At 39.6% G+C, this 16042-nt stretch carries 11 protein-coding genes; 1 reads left to right on the top strand and 10 read right to left on the bottom strand.

The genetic code is table 11. From position 1 onward, the window contains the following. Positions 1-17: 17 nt before the first annotated feature. On the top strand, positions 18-134 hold the full coding sequence (locus H0184_RS08780) for an IS3 family transposase (RefSeq protein ID WP_396953585.1): 117 nt from the start codon (positions 18-20) through the stop codon (positions 132-134). Positions 135-208: 74 nt separating this feature from the next. Here the strand turns inward: H0184_RS08780 and H0184_RS08775 are convergent, their stop codons facing one another. The 10 genes from H0184_RS08775 to H0184_RS08730 form a co-directional block, all read right to left on the bottom strand. Beyond that, positions 209-1294: a GNAT family N-acetyltransferase gene (locus H0184_RS08775; protein WP_221823481.1), complete on the bottom strand. Its 1086-nt coding sequence runs from the start codon at positions 1292-1294 to the stop codon at positions 209-211. 83 nt (positions 1295-1377) lie between these two features. Then, positions 1378-4527 carry an alpha-mannosidase gene (locus H0184_RS08770; RefSeq protein ID WP_221823478.1) on the bottom strand — a complete coding sequence of 1050 codons (3150 nt, stop codon included), beginning with the start codon at positions 4525-4527 and terminating at the stop codon, positions 1378-1380. Positions 4528-4547: 20 nt separating this feature from the next. After that, positions 4548-6323: a glycoside hydrolase family 2 protein gene (locus H0184_RS08765; RefSeq protein ID WP_221823476.1), complete on the bottom strand. Its 1776-nt coding sequence runs from the start codon at positions 6321-6323 to the stop codon at positions 4548-4550. Continuing rightward, complete coding sequence (locus H0184_RS08760; protein ID WP_221823474.1) at positions 6320-7090, bottom strand: sugar phosphate isomerase/epimerase family protein; 771 nt, start codon at positions 7088-7090, stop codon at positions 6320-6322. Before H0184_RS08760 ends, H0184_RS08765 begins: the two co-directional genes overlap by 4 nt. Before the next feature lie 74 nt (positions 7091-7164). Then, entirely contained in the window at positions 7165-8226 is a 1062-nt protein-coding gene (locus tag H0184_RS08755) for a Gfo/Idh/MocA family protein (protein WP_221823472.1), read from the bottom strand. Between the two features lie 17 nt (positions 8227-8243). After that, a complete protein-coding gene (locus H0184_RS08750) occupies positions 8244-9263 on the bottom strand; it encodes a Gfo/Idh/MocA family protein (RefSeq protein ID WP_221823470.1) in 1020 nt (339 codons plus the stop codon). A gap of 97 nt (positions 9264-9360) precedes the next feature. Further along, on the bottom strand, positions 9361-10158 hold the full coding sequence (locus H0184_RS08745) for a DeoR/GlpR family DNA-binding transcription regulator (protein WP_221823468.1): 798 nt from the start codon (positions 10156-10158) through the stop codon (positions 9361-9363). 46 nt (positions 10159-10204) lie between these two features. Next, positions 10205-12676: an alpha-mannosidase gene (locus H0184_RS08740; RefSeq protein ID WP_221823466.1), complete on the bottom strand. Its 2472-nt coding sequence runs from the start codon at positions 12674-12676 to the stop codon at positions 10205-10207. Continuing rightward, positions 12666-14501 carry an MBL fold metallo-hydrolase gene (locus tag H0184_RS27975; RefSeq protein ID WP_221823464.1) on the bottom strand — a complete coding sequence of 612 codons (1836 nt, stop codon included), beginning with the start codon at positions 14499-14501 and terminating at the stop codon, positions 12666-12668. The genes H0184_RS08740 and H0184_RS27975 overlap by 11 nt, the downstream gene beginning before the upstream one ends. Then, entirely contained in the window at positions 14498-15868 is a 1371-nt protein-coding gene (locus H0184_RS08730; RefSeq protein WP_221823461.1) for a protein O-GlcNAcase, read from the bottom strand. Before H0184_RS08730 ends, H0184_RS27975 begins: the two co-directional genes overlap by 4 nt. Positions 15869-16042: the final 174 nt, after the last annotated feature.

Genomic DNA, 16042 nt, shown 5'->3' with positions numbered 1-16042 from the left:
AAGACTGTAATAGTTTTATTGAGTTAAAGCAGCTGGTGGGTTCATATATCAAGGAGTACAATAATCATCGTTACCAGTGGGGATTAAAAAGGATGACCCCGGTACAATACCGAGGTCACCTGTTAGCAGCATAGGCTCTTTTATTAAACTGTCCATATTATGGGTTATAGATCATTTTTGCCAGCCCCTTTTTTATACAATCATTCCTTTATACATAATTTAACCCTTCAGGGAAAGGGAGAGGAATTGGAAAAATTTCTTTTAAATAACAATCCAAGTCTGGGGCTCCTTGAAGGATTAGTCTTTCTAAAGAAGCATTTTCCACAGTCATCGAACTCTGATTAAAGATAAGTTTTTTATGCTTGTTATCAACATCTTCTATTTTGACTTTCCCCTTAAAAATGGGCTCCAATTGTTTTAATAATAAATCCAGGCTAATTATTTTTATCGTCCCTGGGAAGGCTGTTACTCTTTTCTCACTACCGTTTAATAGTCTAGTAAGTGCTGTTTCATACGAAGGGATGGAACATTTAATAGATGTTATTCCATACTGAAAGGATTCTGCTAAAAGAGCTTGGATAGCTTTTGGGTCCCCTCCCCATTCGATTACCCTTGCAGGGGATTTCTCGGCAGAAGGGTGAGACATTCCCAAAATTAAGAATCCCCTTAGTTCATTACCACCTTCAGCAACCAAAAGTTTATGCCTCATTTTATGATTACTTGCAAATCCTTCTGCATGATTAAGGATGGTAAAATCTATCAAGCTTTGTTCATAGTGCACACGCCGAGACTGTGTTAATTTCCTTACGTGAAACCAGTCATACGGAAGAGCTTCTCTTACGGAGCAGCCTTCTACCGTTGGCAGATCTCCCTTTTTTATTTCGTATTTATTCATTTCCCCATAGTAAGTACAGCCTGCATTTATATATATCGGCAGGTTGCCAGATACGAACAGAAGAGATGCACCTGCATTCTCACCATGTTCAATTACTTTACTTAATAAGGTGCTGGCATAGCCATTCTTACGATGTTCCGGGTGTGTACACACAGCCCCAATGGAATAAGCCTGAATTTCTGCTTCTTCTATATGGACAATAGAGGGAACCAGGCCAATAAAGGAAACCAGTTCACCATTTACAAATGCACCGTATGATTGAGTTAGTGCAGGCGAAAAGACAAAGGGGTAGGCTTTACCCATTGAAATTTGATCATTGTTTCTAAATGTCCTGTCAGCCAATAGTATCGCTTGATTATACTCAGCTTCTGATCTTAGTAATCTAAATTCTGTTATCATTTACCCCACTCACTTATGTGTATTCTAAATTTTCCCCATTCTTGCTGTTTACAAGGAGAATCCCGTACTAATGCAAGTCTAGGTTAAAACCAAATTTTAAAAGTCTTAATTTCGTATGGTGAAATGGAGAAGGAAAGTGTCTGCCCCTGAAAGTCTGCTGAACTCTCTTCTTCTTCAAGCAAGTTGCATTCAATCGCTTTTTTAATTGGTTTTGCAAATGAAACATTTGTTTTATTTCTAAATTGTTTATATTCATAGAAACGTACAAGAATTGCATCGCCTTCTTCAGCATTTTTCACGGTTTCGAGCAAAACGTTGTCTTGGTCAATCCCGGCAAATTGATAGGAGGCTGGTAAGTGCCCATCAAGGTTAGCTGGCAGTTCATTTGCAAATAATGGAACATTCAAATGATAGGCTTCTTTAACAATATTTCCTTCACGCCAATCCCCTTTATGCGGAATTAGGCTGTACGTAAATTCATGGATGCCGCGGTCAGCTGTTTCATCAGGTTCAATAGAAGATTTGATTAATGTTAATCGGATCACATTGTCTTTTACATCGTGCCCGTATTTACAATCATTAAGTAAACTGACTCCGAAGTTACCCTCAGAAAGGTCAACCCATTTATGTCCCACTACTTCAAAGCGTGCATGGTCCCAACTCGTATTCCAATGAGTCGGACGCTCTATATTGCCAAACTGTATATCAAAGGTTGCTTTTGTTGAACGAACATCAACTGGGAATGCTGCCTTTACTAATGTTTGTTTCTCCTGCCAATTAGCTTTAGTAATAAAGTCAATTCTTGGTGAATGTTTATAAACCGTTATATATTGTGTAATTGTAGAATCATAGAATTCCCAAGTTAATTTAAGACTGCCGCGAATCGGACCCACCTCATGCACCTCTACTGCTGTTAAATGGTCGATCTCACGCATTTTTTCTTGATAATATAGGTCAACATCCCAGGCATCAAAATTCATTGGTTTATCCTCAAATGTCTGTAGGACATTTCCCCTTGCCCCTTCGGCAATAACTTCTCTTTCTACTACCTTATCAAATAATGAAATAATCTGACCTTTTTCATTGAAAGTAATTTGGTAGTAATCATTCTCCATATATTCCTTCGTTACTATAAAATTGGATTCCGAAGCCGATTGTTCAGCAAGTTTAAACGTTTTATATCCTAGTGCTGGTACATTTTTAGCTTGGACCAGTACCTTTTGGCTGTCCTGGGCTTGAATTACCTGAGCTGGCAGGGTATTTCCTTCTTCATCCACAATGGTTGTTGTCTTTGTAAAAATTGAAGAAACAGGTAATTCGATTAAACCATCTCTTTCAAAAGATAGAGAATTGTAGACAATAATAGCATCCTCATGAGTTTGAATGTTCTGTTCAATAGAGCCTTGGGCTTCTTTGAGAACTTTTTCTCCAATACTCTGCACGATTTGGTAATCTCTGCGCGCATCTTCATTTACCTGACGAATAGAGGAGCCAGGTAAAATATCATGAAATTGATTTAGGAGTAATAGTTCCCATCCTTCATTTAAAGCTGCATGGGGATAATTTTCCTCGCCGCTGAAATGGTCAGCAATTGCACTTAACCATTCCGCATTATGATAGGTAAATTCTGCTTTACGGTTTGCTTTTTTTAAAGATGCCTGAGAGGTATAGGTACCCCGGTGATACTCTAAATACAATTCTCCATCCCAAACCGGTAATGATTTATCTTTCACCTTGTCTTGTAACCGTGCAAAATAAGCTTCTGCCTTGTCCATTTGAACTTTAGGCAGCCCCGGCAGATTTTTCATGGCACGAGCGGTTTCAATCATTTCTTTTGTTGGCCCGCCGCCGCCATCACCCCATCCAAAGGCTAGTAACAGCTCATCATTTACTTCCTTCTGCTGGTAGGAATCCCAGATTCCTTTTACACTTCGTGGTTCCAGCATTCCATTATAGGTATAGGCTCTTGCTCCTTCCTCAGGGGTGGTAATAAAATGGGTAAAGATTTCCGTGCCATCAATTCCGCGCCAATTAAACGTATCGAATGGGAATCGATTATATTGATTCCAACTAATTTTGGTTGTCATAAAAGTGTCAATTCCACTTTTTTTCATAATTTGCGGCAGGGCCCATGAATAACCAAATACATCTGGAAGCCATACAACCCTTGTATCAACCCCAAACTCATCCTTCATAAACCTTTTTCCAAACTGAATTTGACGAATCAATGACTCTCCATTTGGAAGATTGGTATCTGGCTCAATCCACATTCCGCCTGTGATTTCCCACTCACCAGAAGCAATTTTTTGTTTCACTTCTGCAAAGATTTCAGGATAATCCTCTTTTAGATATTTGTATAATTGGGGCGATGTATGGATATATCGGTATTCAGGATATTGACGCATGAGATGCAGGACAGTTGAAAAGGTCCTTGAGGCTTTTTCTCTTGAATGAACCAAGCGCCATAACCATGCCATGTCAATATGAGAATGACCAAGTGCTGTAACCAATGGCTTTAATTCCTCTATTTCACTAAATTGCTCAACCTCTGTTTTCAGAAATTCATAGGCATCATGAATAGACTGATAGAAGAAATCTGAACCCGGCTTTAAAAAATCTACTTTTAAGATTGATTCATTTACTAGCTGCAGCATTTTCGTTCTTCTAAATTCATTTTCATCTAGGACCTTCACTGTATTTATCAGTGTATGAGCAAGATAAAAATACTTTTCTGTTGGAACATCAACACATGCAAGCCTAGCCTTTTTAAATCTTCGACGATCAGGAGGATTCAACACCCCGCTCCATGCTTTTAGAGAAATTTGAATCTCACTTTTTTCAAGAAGCTCTGGCGGAAGCCATGCTTCCTCATGCCAGACATCAATCCCTTGTAATGGGACGCCATTTACATATAACAATGATTCAGCCGTTGATCCTCCGCCATCACGAGGGCCAACTAAAAAATGAAGAACCAGGCGTTCTTTTTTCCAGTCCTCAGGGACCGTGATCGTGGTCCTAAACCAAGCAGATTTATCATACCCGCCCCAAAAATCTCCTACGTGGAAGTTTGTCCAGTTCTGATCGTCAAATTCAGTTTTGTACGCATCTTTATCTTCATCGCCAAATTCCCACTCTTTATAGCGAAAAACAGGGATATCTAACGTTTCTTTATAGATATAATTCTTCAATTCTGCTAAAAATTTTTCAATCTTTTCAACTGTAAAATACAACATTAACACTCCTTGAATAAGGGTTAGTTTTTCGCAGTAAACGTAAGTTTTTTACCTTCATTGATTTCACGTATTATGCTAAGGTCAACCTTTGGCTTTCTGTCATAGGTTAAAAGACCATTAATTTCCTGTTCGACATCTGTTATTTGGGTATAACAGAATCCTTGAACAAGCGGTGATTCCAGCAAACCAGAAACAACATGATAATATCGCTCAATAAAATCTTGGTCATTTGCGGCAGATGTATAGCCCCATCCTTGCCATTCACTTTTCTGATAGGCGATACCGCCAAACTCCGAAACCATAACGGGTTCACCCTTATGTTGAAAACCAGGGACAAATAAAAGTCGGTCTGCTGGTGTAAACTTTAATGTACTATCAAGCTTGGAATATCTTTCTTTTAAAACTCCCTTTTCACCTTCATAGTCATGAATGGTTAAGATATCTGAAACGGTGTGTTCCCATCCGTCATTTGAAATGACTAGACGCGACTGATCCAATGATTTTGTTAAATAGTACATACTTAGTAAATGATTCGCTTGACGGGAATCCCTTTTTAATCGAGGAACACCCCAGCTTTCGTTAATAGGAACCCACGCAATAATGGATGGATGATTATAATCACGTTCTATTGCTTCCTGCCATTCAGACGAAATTCGTTTTATAGCCTTATCAGTAAACGTATGGCTGTTCGCCATTTCCCCCCAGACAAGAATTCCTAAGTGATCTGCCCAATATAGATATCGAGGCTCCTCGACCTTTTGGTGTTTCCTCACCCCGTTAAAGCCCATTTCCTTCGTTAATTCGATATCTCTCTTTAAATCTTCATCCGTCGGTGCGGTCAGCAGACTAGCAGGATAATACCCTTGGTCTAGAACTAGTTTCATATAATAAGGCTTATTGTTTAATTCAATTCTTCCGTTATTAATAGAAATTTTTCTCATACCAAAATAGCTGTATACTTTATCAACAAGCTTATTTTCTTCTTTTAAAAAAAGTTTAACAGTATAAAGAAATGGTTGTTCTGGGCTCCAAAGCTTTCCGTTACCGCTCTTGAAGTCCTTCAACAAAACCACTTGTTTATTCTTGCGTTGAACAAAATTTACTTTACAAGACTCTTTTGCAACAACTAGGTCTTGAGAATAGATTTCTATTTCCAGCTCTTGTTTATCTGAGGCATTCTGAATAAGGTATTCAACCGTTACTTCACCTGTATCAATGTTTGGTGTTAGTTTTACTCTTTCAAGGAACGAGTGATTGACTGGCTCCAGCCAAACACTTTGCCAAATGCCGGTTGTACGGGTATAAAATATCCCTTCAGATTCCTTCTCCCAGTATTGTTTACCACGCGGCTGCTCCAAGTCGGTTGATACGTCTTCTACCCTTACAACCACTTTATTTAGACCGCCCAATAAAGCATCTGTTATATCAGTGGAAAATGATGTATGCCCTCCTTCATGAGCAGTAACGAACCTCCCATTGACCCAGACAGTTGCACGATAATCAACGGCACCAAAATGCAGCTGTATTTGTTTCCCCTGCCAGTTGTCTGGAATCATAAATGTTCTTTCATACCAAACAACGTCGTGGAACTCATTGGTATGAATACCGCTCAGCTGTGTTTGAAATGCATACGGAACCGTAATTTCTTGTTGATAATCATGATTCACATACCACTCTTCTCTTAAACCAATATTGTGATCATCGAATGCAAAGTTCCATTGGCCATTTAGATTTAACCACTCATTTCGTCTGAAATTAGGTCTTGGATATTCCGGTCTAGGAATCTTAGTACTCATCGAACTCCCGCCTCGCTCATTAATTGTTTAAGAGTATCTGCATTAATAGAAAGACTTTGATAAGGATCGCGTTCAAATTCCTCCTGCTCAACCGTGAACCACTCAACACCAACTTTATCCCCCAGCTTAATTAGCGAGGCAAAATCAAGTTGACCTCTCCCTACTTCAATCCCAGTCTTTGTACCATTAACTATTTTCATATCCTTAATATGCAGGGACACGACACGATTTTTATATTTTTGAATGATTTCTAACGGATCTTGATCCGCGAAAGCGGCCCAATAACAATCTAATTCCATTTTCACTAAATCAGGGTCTGTGAGACCAAATAGCAGGTCAAATCCTGTTTCACTTCCAAACTGTTCAAATTCAAATGCATGGTTATGATAGCCAAAAGTAAAACCTGCCTCTTTACATGTTTCTCCAATCTGATTCAGTATCTCTGCTGTTTTCTTATAATCTTCGGCTGTCTGTCTCATTTCCTTTGGAAGCGCAGGACAAACCAGTAAGTTATTATCAATGGCGCTATTGTATTCAAACGTCCTTTTTAATTCATCATCTAATAACTTCTCGATTCCTACATGTGCCCCGGCAGCATAGAGTCCATTTTCTTTTAATACACTTTGTAGTTTATTAGCTGGTGTATCATAAAAGCCCGCAAATTGGACTGCCTCATATCCTAGCTCGGCCGCTTTTTGAATGGTCCCTAAAAAATCTTTTTCGGCATCTCTCCACACAGAAAATAACTGTAAGCCAATTTTACTCAATGGATATTCCCCCTATTTAATAAATAAGAGGCGACTAAAGAAATACTGCCGCCTCCCATTTTTATAATTTTCAGTTAAACCTGGATATGTTCACCTAATTTGACAGCCTCACCTTTGGCCGCTGATTCGTATAGTCCATTGATGATTTGTTGGAGATAGACACCTTGTTTGGCGGTGCTTAATGGTGTTGTTCCTTCTAAACACGCATCTACAAATCTACTAAGTTCCAGTTCATGATAATCTCTCTTTGGTAAATATGCCGGAGTGAGATCAACTAACGATTCATGTTTTTCTTGATAGATTTTTAGTGGAAATACATCTGCTCCACCATTGTCCCCCATTAACGTTACATTCATTTCATCCGCTTTCTCAACATTCGCAGCAAACGCAGACTCTAATAGAATGGAAGCCCCATTTTTGAAAGTAATCATTCCGCGTGCCATATCTTCAACCGAGAAATTCTCCCAATCCCATGATCCCATGAGACCTAGTCCTTTTCGGTTCCCTAGTTTTTGATAGGTTACTCCAAATACGGTATCAGGCTCTGGATAACCCATTAAATATAATGCCGTATCCAGCATATGGACACCGATATCAATTAAAGGCCCTCCGCCTTGAAGTTCTTTGTTTGTGAATACCCCCCAGCCAGGAATTCCCCGGCGGCGCATTGCCGTTACACGTGCAGCATAAATATCACCAAGTTCGCCAGCATCGATAAAGCGCTTTAACACTTCTACCTGTGGTGCATGACGAAAATGGAATCCATAAGTTAGGATTTTTCCTGCCTTTTGTGCTGCAATGGCCATTTCTTCTGCTTCTTTTGCTGTCATAGCCGGCGGCTTTTCACATAGTACATGGCACCCTGCATTTAGTGCGGCTAGTGTGGCATGATAATGGAATTTGTTTGGTGTACAAATAGAGACAGCATCCAATTTTAGAGTCTGAAACATTTCTTCATAACTCGTAAAAGTATGGGGAATATTGAATTCTGCTGCTAATTCATCAGCCTTTTCCTTTACAACATCACTTACAGCAACAATCTCAACTTTTTCCCCGCATTTTAAATAGTTTGGAATATGAGCATGCTTTGCAATGCCGCCCGCTCCGATAATCCCTACTCTTAATGTGTTCACCATTTTTCTTTGCCTCCGATTTATACTTTTTGTTTATCCACTATTATTTCAGCTATTTCTACTCTTCGTCCTTGGTTGTGTGATATCATTGCTGCCTGATTGATTAACGTTAACCCTAGTACATCATGATCTGTAATGTTTGGTTCAGTTTCATCAATGATAGAATTTACCCATTGCTCAATTGGCAGCGGAAGTGGTTCTGGCAGCTTTTCAGGGGCATTCCATCCCTCGCCTGCCTGTTTAGAATTTAAGGTGATCTTATTATCTTCTATTAATAGAGTTCCTTCCGTTCCATACAGCTCCAGCTGGAAAGGGCTGCGTCCTGAAAGAAATCCTGTTTCAATCGTTCCTAAGGCACCGCTTTCATATTCAATAATAGCGACGGAATTATCATCCACATCATAGCCAAATTGGTTTTGTAACCTAGCTGTAACAGCTTTTACTGGTCCTGCAAGACGATTGGTTAAATATATCGGGTGCGCCCCTAAGTCAATAAATGCGCCGCCGCCGCATTCCTCTTTATTAAAAAAGTGTTTAGGAAGCCATCCGTTTGGATGTCCCTCAAACGGAACAGCACCATTATGTGCTAATCGGCAGCGAATATAGGTCAGTTTCCCTAATAGCCCTTCATCAATAACCTGCTGGGCATATAAATAGTAATTTTCAGTCAGCCGGGGCAAAGAAACCATCAATTTTACATTGTTATTACTCACTGCCTCATAAATCTCTTTACAATCTTCCATCGTAAAAGCCAACACTTTTTCAGTAAAAATATGTTTTTTATTTTTGGCAGAAAGCAGTATGATCTCTTTGTGAAGGTTTGTTGGTGTATCTACAATAACTGCCTCAATCTCCGGATCAGCTAACACTTTCAGTAAATCTTGTTCAAAAGGAACACCCAGCTTTCCTGCCCACTCATTGCCGCGTTCTGCATTTTCGTCCCAGACTACCTTGATTTCCAGATGTTTATTTTGAGCTGCCTGTCGTGCATAATCATCAGCATGAACATGCCATTTACTTAATAAAGCAACCTTTACCACTTGAATAACCTCCTTTTTGCATTGATTTTATAGTATGTTAATTTCATAGAAGTCAGGGGAAAAAACAAACTGGCTGCTTTATCCCCTCACTTCCTTTCTACCTAGAGAAAGTATCATTTGATAAAGGCACTACAATTACTTTCACACCTCTTTTTTCAATTTCCTTCAGAATTTCTTTATCTGCAAGATCACTAGTAATAAATATATCCGCTTGATCAAAAGGGCAAAAAGGGGTTAAACCTGATCTTTGAAGCTTGCTGTGGTCAGCCACAACAACAATCTTTTGTCCTGCCGAAACCATCGCCCGTTTCATTTCCGCGTCATACAAATCAGAGCTTGTAAACCCATGCCTTAATGAAATTCCAGCTGTCCCAAGGAACACATAATCGGCATTGTAGTTTTGTAATTCAGTCTCTACCTGCGGCCCAACAAGACTCATTGAATTCTTCCTAAGTTTCCCGCCTAATAAGTAGATCGAGGCAGTTTCATCTTTACTGCATTCCTCTGCTACGTTCATAGCATTGGTTATAATCGTTAAGTTACTATTATCTGGTAAGTTTTTTCCTACATACCAAGTTGTTGATCCTGCATCAAAAATGATGGTTTGACCCTCTTTTATCAATTGGGCTGCAGCCTTCCCGATTAATTCTTTTTCAAGAGAATATTGGAACTTCCTTTTATCAACAGGAGGAATAAGAAATTGGTTTTCAGCCTCCTCTATTAGGACTGCACCGCCATAGTTTTTCTCGGCAACGCCCTCTCTTTCAAGCTGATTCAAATCCCTCCGGATTGTTTCTTCTGATACATGAAGTAGCTCAACAAGATCAGAGACCTTTACACTTTTATTTTTTATTAATAGCTCTTTTATTAACTTACGGCGCTGCGACACAATCATGTACTTTACTCCTCTTGTCATTAAGTAAATGCTCAGTAGACATTTCTTATTCTTCCCACTCCAGTAAATTATTTTCTAAAACAGGCTCGGATGAATCTTTTGGAATACGGAATGTCTTTATTTCAGACGGCCTAAACTTAGTCTTTATTTGCCGGTTCCATTTAGGTAAAGAAATGATGGCAGTAGTTTCATCATTTGCTGTTTCATAGGCACGCAGTATTAGATCCTCATTGTCCTCTGCTTGCTTTATGACACTAACTATGACATTCTCAACATCAACTGACAAGAAGGAATCTTTTTGTGGAAGGTGACCTTTATGATAGGTTTCAATAATGCTAATAGGTTTTTGGTTCAATTCGGCTGCACGTTTTACAGTCCCTGCTGTTTCCCAATTTCCTTCATGCGGCAGCAAGGAGTATGTGAATCTTTGAATTCCTTGATCAATAAATGAATAATATCTATCTGCTTCTGGAACCAACGGGTCGTGATGTGCATAAATTGGGCTGCGAAGGACCGTCATACTCATTTCTTTGTTATGGATGTCAAAGCTGTACTTGCCGTCATTTAGTAAGCTGAATCCGTATATCTCGCCTGTAGATGGATGAGTTCCAGAAGTATCAATCCAGTTTTGTCCGGGCTCTTCCTCTCCATTGCCCTCTCTAACAATATGCCCATAAGGGATTTCATAGGTTGATTTTCTGAAGATAAGGTCAACAGGGAACTTAATCTTTAGTGCTTTAAATTGTTCCTGCCAGTTTAATGTACAATGGACATCAATCTGGTTAAGCTCTTTATACATAGTAAAGTCTTGATGCAGTGTTGATCTTCCATATTCACTAATAACCCGAATAACCGATTTTACAGGTCCATGTTCCACTAGTTTTACACTCGTGGCTTTGAAGGTGCCATCTTCGCTCTTATACTGAAGAACATTATGCGACCACGTGTCACTAAAATCGTTCATGACGACTGGTCTTGCTGCTGGTCCCCCTAGTATTTCCAGGTTCTTTTGTTTATCATATATACTTGATACAAATCCTGTTTGTTGATCGATTTCAACTCGGAAATGGTCATTTTCCAAGCTTGTATCATTTGCCTTGATAGATGTGAATTCATTACCAATTTCACGTTGTACGATTTTATATACTCGGTACCCCATTGATGGAAGATTGGCAATAAAGCTGATGCGTGAACGTCCCCCAGCGGTTGCCTGCGATTGAACTACTTGCATCGGAACTTGATTTCCCTCTTCATCTACTAAAACATCCTCAGGCTTTAATCCACCTATTTCTTGTTCAACATTTACATTACTGGTCCACGAATGAGGATTAAAGATAACAATTGGTTTCATCCCTTTTTCTTCTTCTATATCAATTCTCCAAGACAAAGATTGAATGGCATAGTTGACACCCCGTTTAGCGATTGACATGGCCTCTCCGTGCATATCCCGCGCATCTTCATATGCTGCTTCAATACTTGTCCCTGCTAAAATATCATGAAATTGATTGAATAATACATTCTTCCATGCCTGTTTATATTCAGCAGCCGGATATTTTTGTCCGGTTGTCCAATCCGCAAATGCCGAGAATTTCTCAGCTTTAATAAGGGCATTTTCTGCCTCGCGGTTCCATTTTTTTATTCCTGAATGTACAGAGTAGCATCCGCTTGCATGGTGCTGAAGGTCATCATGGACAACCGGGAACGGAAGATTCTTTACCATAAGGTCATTGAAAAATTTATTAACTGTACTAAACACAAGTGTTGGATAGGATGGATTTTCATTTAATTGTTTAATGCTTTCGATATTTTCCTTTGTTGGACCGCCGCCATGGTTACCAACACCGTAAAATGTCATTAAATCATTAAATGGTGCTTTTAATTCCCCTGCATTTCTACGTACATGTTTTTCAACATCCTTGCCCCATGTGCAATATTCAAATGGAATACGATAGGCTAAAATGCGTGAACCGTCATCTGATTCCCACCAGAACAACCTTCCAGGAAGTCCTTTTTCCTGCGGGCTTGGACGCATAAAAATATAGTAATCCATACCGCTTTTCTTTAATATTTGAGGCAGCATCCCATGATGTCCAAAACTATCAACATTGTAGCCGACCTTCGCTGTTTCCCCAAATTTTTCTTGGAAATAACGCTGTCCATAAAGCCCTTGGCGAACAAACGACTCCCCGCTCGGAAGATTGCAATCCGGCTGAATCCACCAGCCGCCGACAATTTCCCATCGTCCTTCTTGAATACGCTGTTTGATTTCTTCAAACATCTCAGGTTCATTGTTTTCAATCCATTCATAATTAGCGGCGGAACTATTCGTGAATACGAAATCAGGATACTCTTTCATTCGATCAAGCGCAGACCTAAATGTTGCTTTTGTTTCCTGAAATCCCTCTTGCCATTGCCATAGCCATACGGGGTCAAGATGAGCATTTCCAATCATATGTAAGGTTTTTTCTTTTGTCTTCGGCAGTTGTTTTTCCAATATCGTACTATTTTTATTCGTCATTTTCTGCACCTCCTAAAATTGGCAAATCCATAATTGTTACAAGTGCCTCAGCATGCTGTCCGAAACGTCGCCTACCAACAGTAAGATCCACTGCAATTCGTTCCCTGTAGCCTGTGTATCCTTCAGGAATTGTAATCAATGTTGTAAATTGTACAACTTCATTGCCTGGCAGCTTCGTATTGAATTCTCTGTTATTGATTTCCCAGCCTGCCGGCGTAATCATTTTCGCGATAATTTCGTTTTCTTCTGGGAACGGGTTCTTTATTTCAAGTGTTACTGAAAAGGTTTGTCCTGACTGTACCTCTGTCTGGTATGGTACTATGGACGCCCCAAAACCTTCCGCACCAAAATCCAGCTCCTCTAAAGGCAGGAGGTCTTTATGGAGTTGTTCAAGCATCTTCCCTTTTTTATCAATCCTTAAAAGAAATTCCTCACTTACAACGATTGGATCCCAATGGCCAGAAATAATAATGTCAGGTTTAACAGACTTATAGAGTTCAGCACTATCAACATAGTCGCTTATTCTAAATCGGTTATGGTACACATAATTGAATTGGCCATTTTCACCTTGATATTGGTCTCCAATGGCAAGAACTTTCTTCCCATCTACGCTAAATTCAATGGCAGCTGCATATAGTGTATGCCCTGCCTGCTCATACACAATAAATTCATATTCTTCCCACTTAAACAGCTGGTTTAAGGGAAGATGTTTATCCACTTTTATCGGATCATACCACAGACATGGTAAATCATATTTTTTAGGGTTCTCCAAAACTTCTGCCACGTTTTCAGGGCACCAAACCTCAGTTCCTTCTACATCCCGTAATAAATTTATTCCTGCCACATGATCATCATGATAATGGGTGGGAATGACAACATCGATTTTTTCAACTCCGTACTGTTCCTTTAATTTTGATAGAGTATATAACCAAGGTCTTCTTGATGCTCTGTCACTCCCAGAGCCGATTCCGCTAATAAAATCGTAACCAAAGTCAATAAACAGCGCTTTGCCGCTATTCGATAAGACGACGTAGGAATTAGACATGCTTGTGCAGTTTTGTAATAAATGAGGTGTAATTGCTTCATATGGATTATCCCGCAATTTAAATAATCTAGGATTCTGCATTCTTTGTTTCATTAGTAGTGCATAACGCTCAATAAGGAGTTCCATTGCTGAAGCTGGCTCCTCCATTATTTGCCCATGAGAGGGCAGAAGCAAATCAGGTTCCCGGTCTATTAAATCTAATAGTGAAAGCACACTTAAAGCAATGCCCTCACCACCGTTGTACGACCATTGAGTAGCCGCCAGCGACCAAACCTTTCCAGGAGCATAAATTAAATCACCTGTAAACGCTGTCTTCTTTTCATCAATATCACTTAGTATGGTAATAGAACCAATGGTATGACCAGGGCTGGGAATAATCGTGAACTTGAGTCCGTTTATCACAAGTGTAGAGTAATCCTTTAATGTTTTATACACTGGTACAGATTGAAGGATTGAAAAACGGTCTTGTCTCATATTGTAGTTGTTATTTATTTCTCTAGCCTGCCAGTGTTCATCCATATGGTGAAATAAATCTTGTTCACTGTGCGGTGCCCAAATTCGAATCCCTTCCTTAACAGCAATTGGAAGCCCCTGGCACTGATCCCGATGATGATGGGTGATAAAAACGTCTGTTACACTCTCAACCCCGATTGTATCAAGATATTTAAGAACATTACCATCCCCAAAGTCAATTAAGACCGCCTTTTCTTCGGTCTTAATAACGTATACATTACAAGTATCTTCATATAAATAAAGATTAGTTGAAATTTTCTGTATCACAATATGAATGACCCCTTTTCCTCAACAACTTTGGATTCAACATATTCAATCAATGAGTACAAGACGTTCCCAGCATACTGTTTCGGATGGATCCGTACTTCACTGGCCGACTCCTTCAGCCAGTTAAGCGGGGACTTAATGTCCTCATTATTTTCCATTGCCCTTAAAACATCGATAGCCCTTCGGCCTGCCCACGCCCAGCTTTCCATCAGCTCTATCCATGGGACCAAATTATTACGCAAAGCATAATTGGTCATTCTAAATTTAAGGTGGTACCCCGCTTCGTCTAGTTCGTTCAAGTAATCATAAAGATTTTGAACTTCAACGCTGACTGATGCTTTTTCGCCTGATTGCAGGGCACATAGAGCTTTTGAAGTTAAATTCTCCAATGGTGCTGCCTTCGAATAATCAAGGCATGAATGCAGGCAATTTTCAGCAAATAGACGTAAAGCCTCGTAGTTTTCCTCTCCACCAATTGTTTTCAGTGCATAGTCCCAAGAGGTCCACGGGTCATATTCCCCCGGATTGTTGAAGAAGTCCGCGAAGGTTAATAAAGCGATTTTTGATGCTTCTGCCTGGCTCATCGTATTGACAATAAACCCTTTACATACGTTTGTAAGAGAGTTTTCACGGCCGGTTATAGGACCGATATGCATTTCACTAGTCAACGCTAAATCATTTACAGGGTAGTTATCCCAAATAATCGGTTTTCTCTGAACCGCAGCTGCAAAGTCAGCTGCATCTTGCTCCGAAATTGTCTTTGAACAAATCTCTGGCCCTGTATAAAAGATGTCAATTTCTTTGTTTAATCCGTTACCCAGTTCATGAATATAGTAACTAAATGGCGCGATACCATGATAATCAGTTGGACAAAGAGAGAGCCTGCACGTTTTATCAAGTGATTTTAACCAGTGATTCAAACGGTTCCCAACCTGAACATGTGCTTGTGCATAACTGGTGAACATTTTCACTTCTTCCTCATGTTGAAATTCCGCAGCTATATCATCTAACATGATCATAAAATTCCTGACACCAATCTTATAAAATGCTTTAAATTTCTCCGTAATGAACTGAAAATCCTCTTCACTTGCATAATTAATTGAAACACCAGATCCAATACTGTAGGCAAAATCCACTCCAACGTTCCTTGAATGAGCAACGGTTTCAGCAAACTGTTCCATAATGAAATCAGGATAAGGCTCCCGCCATCGGGCGCGATGCTGACGGTCATTTTTTGGTCCATATATGTATAGATTAAACCCGTGATCACCAATAAAGGAGATTAAATCCTTCCGCTCAGGAGCACTGTAAAATAATCCATAAAATCCTTCTATCACCCCTCTAATAGGAAACGGGGACTGGCTCATCAAAAAACCTCCTTTTAAGATAAACATCTCTCGAATATCTATACAGTTTTTTTATAATGCTCTGTTAAACCTGAATGTTGATTTCACTATGTTTGGAAAATAAGCGGAGAATTTCCGTTTAAATTGGGAAATACCCACATTTCCTTAAAAATAGGCGGAGTTTTTCCGCTTATT

The organism is Neobacillus niacini (genome assembly GCF_019749295.1).
Taxonomy (GTDB): domain Bacteria; phylum Bacillota; class Bacilli; order Bacillales; family Cytobacillaceae; genus Neobacillus; species Neobacillus niacini_D.
Note: the sequence above shows the minus strand (reverse complement) of the source record. Positions and strands in the feature narration are given on the sequence as shown.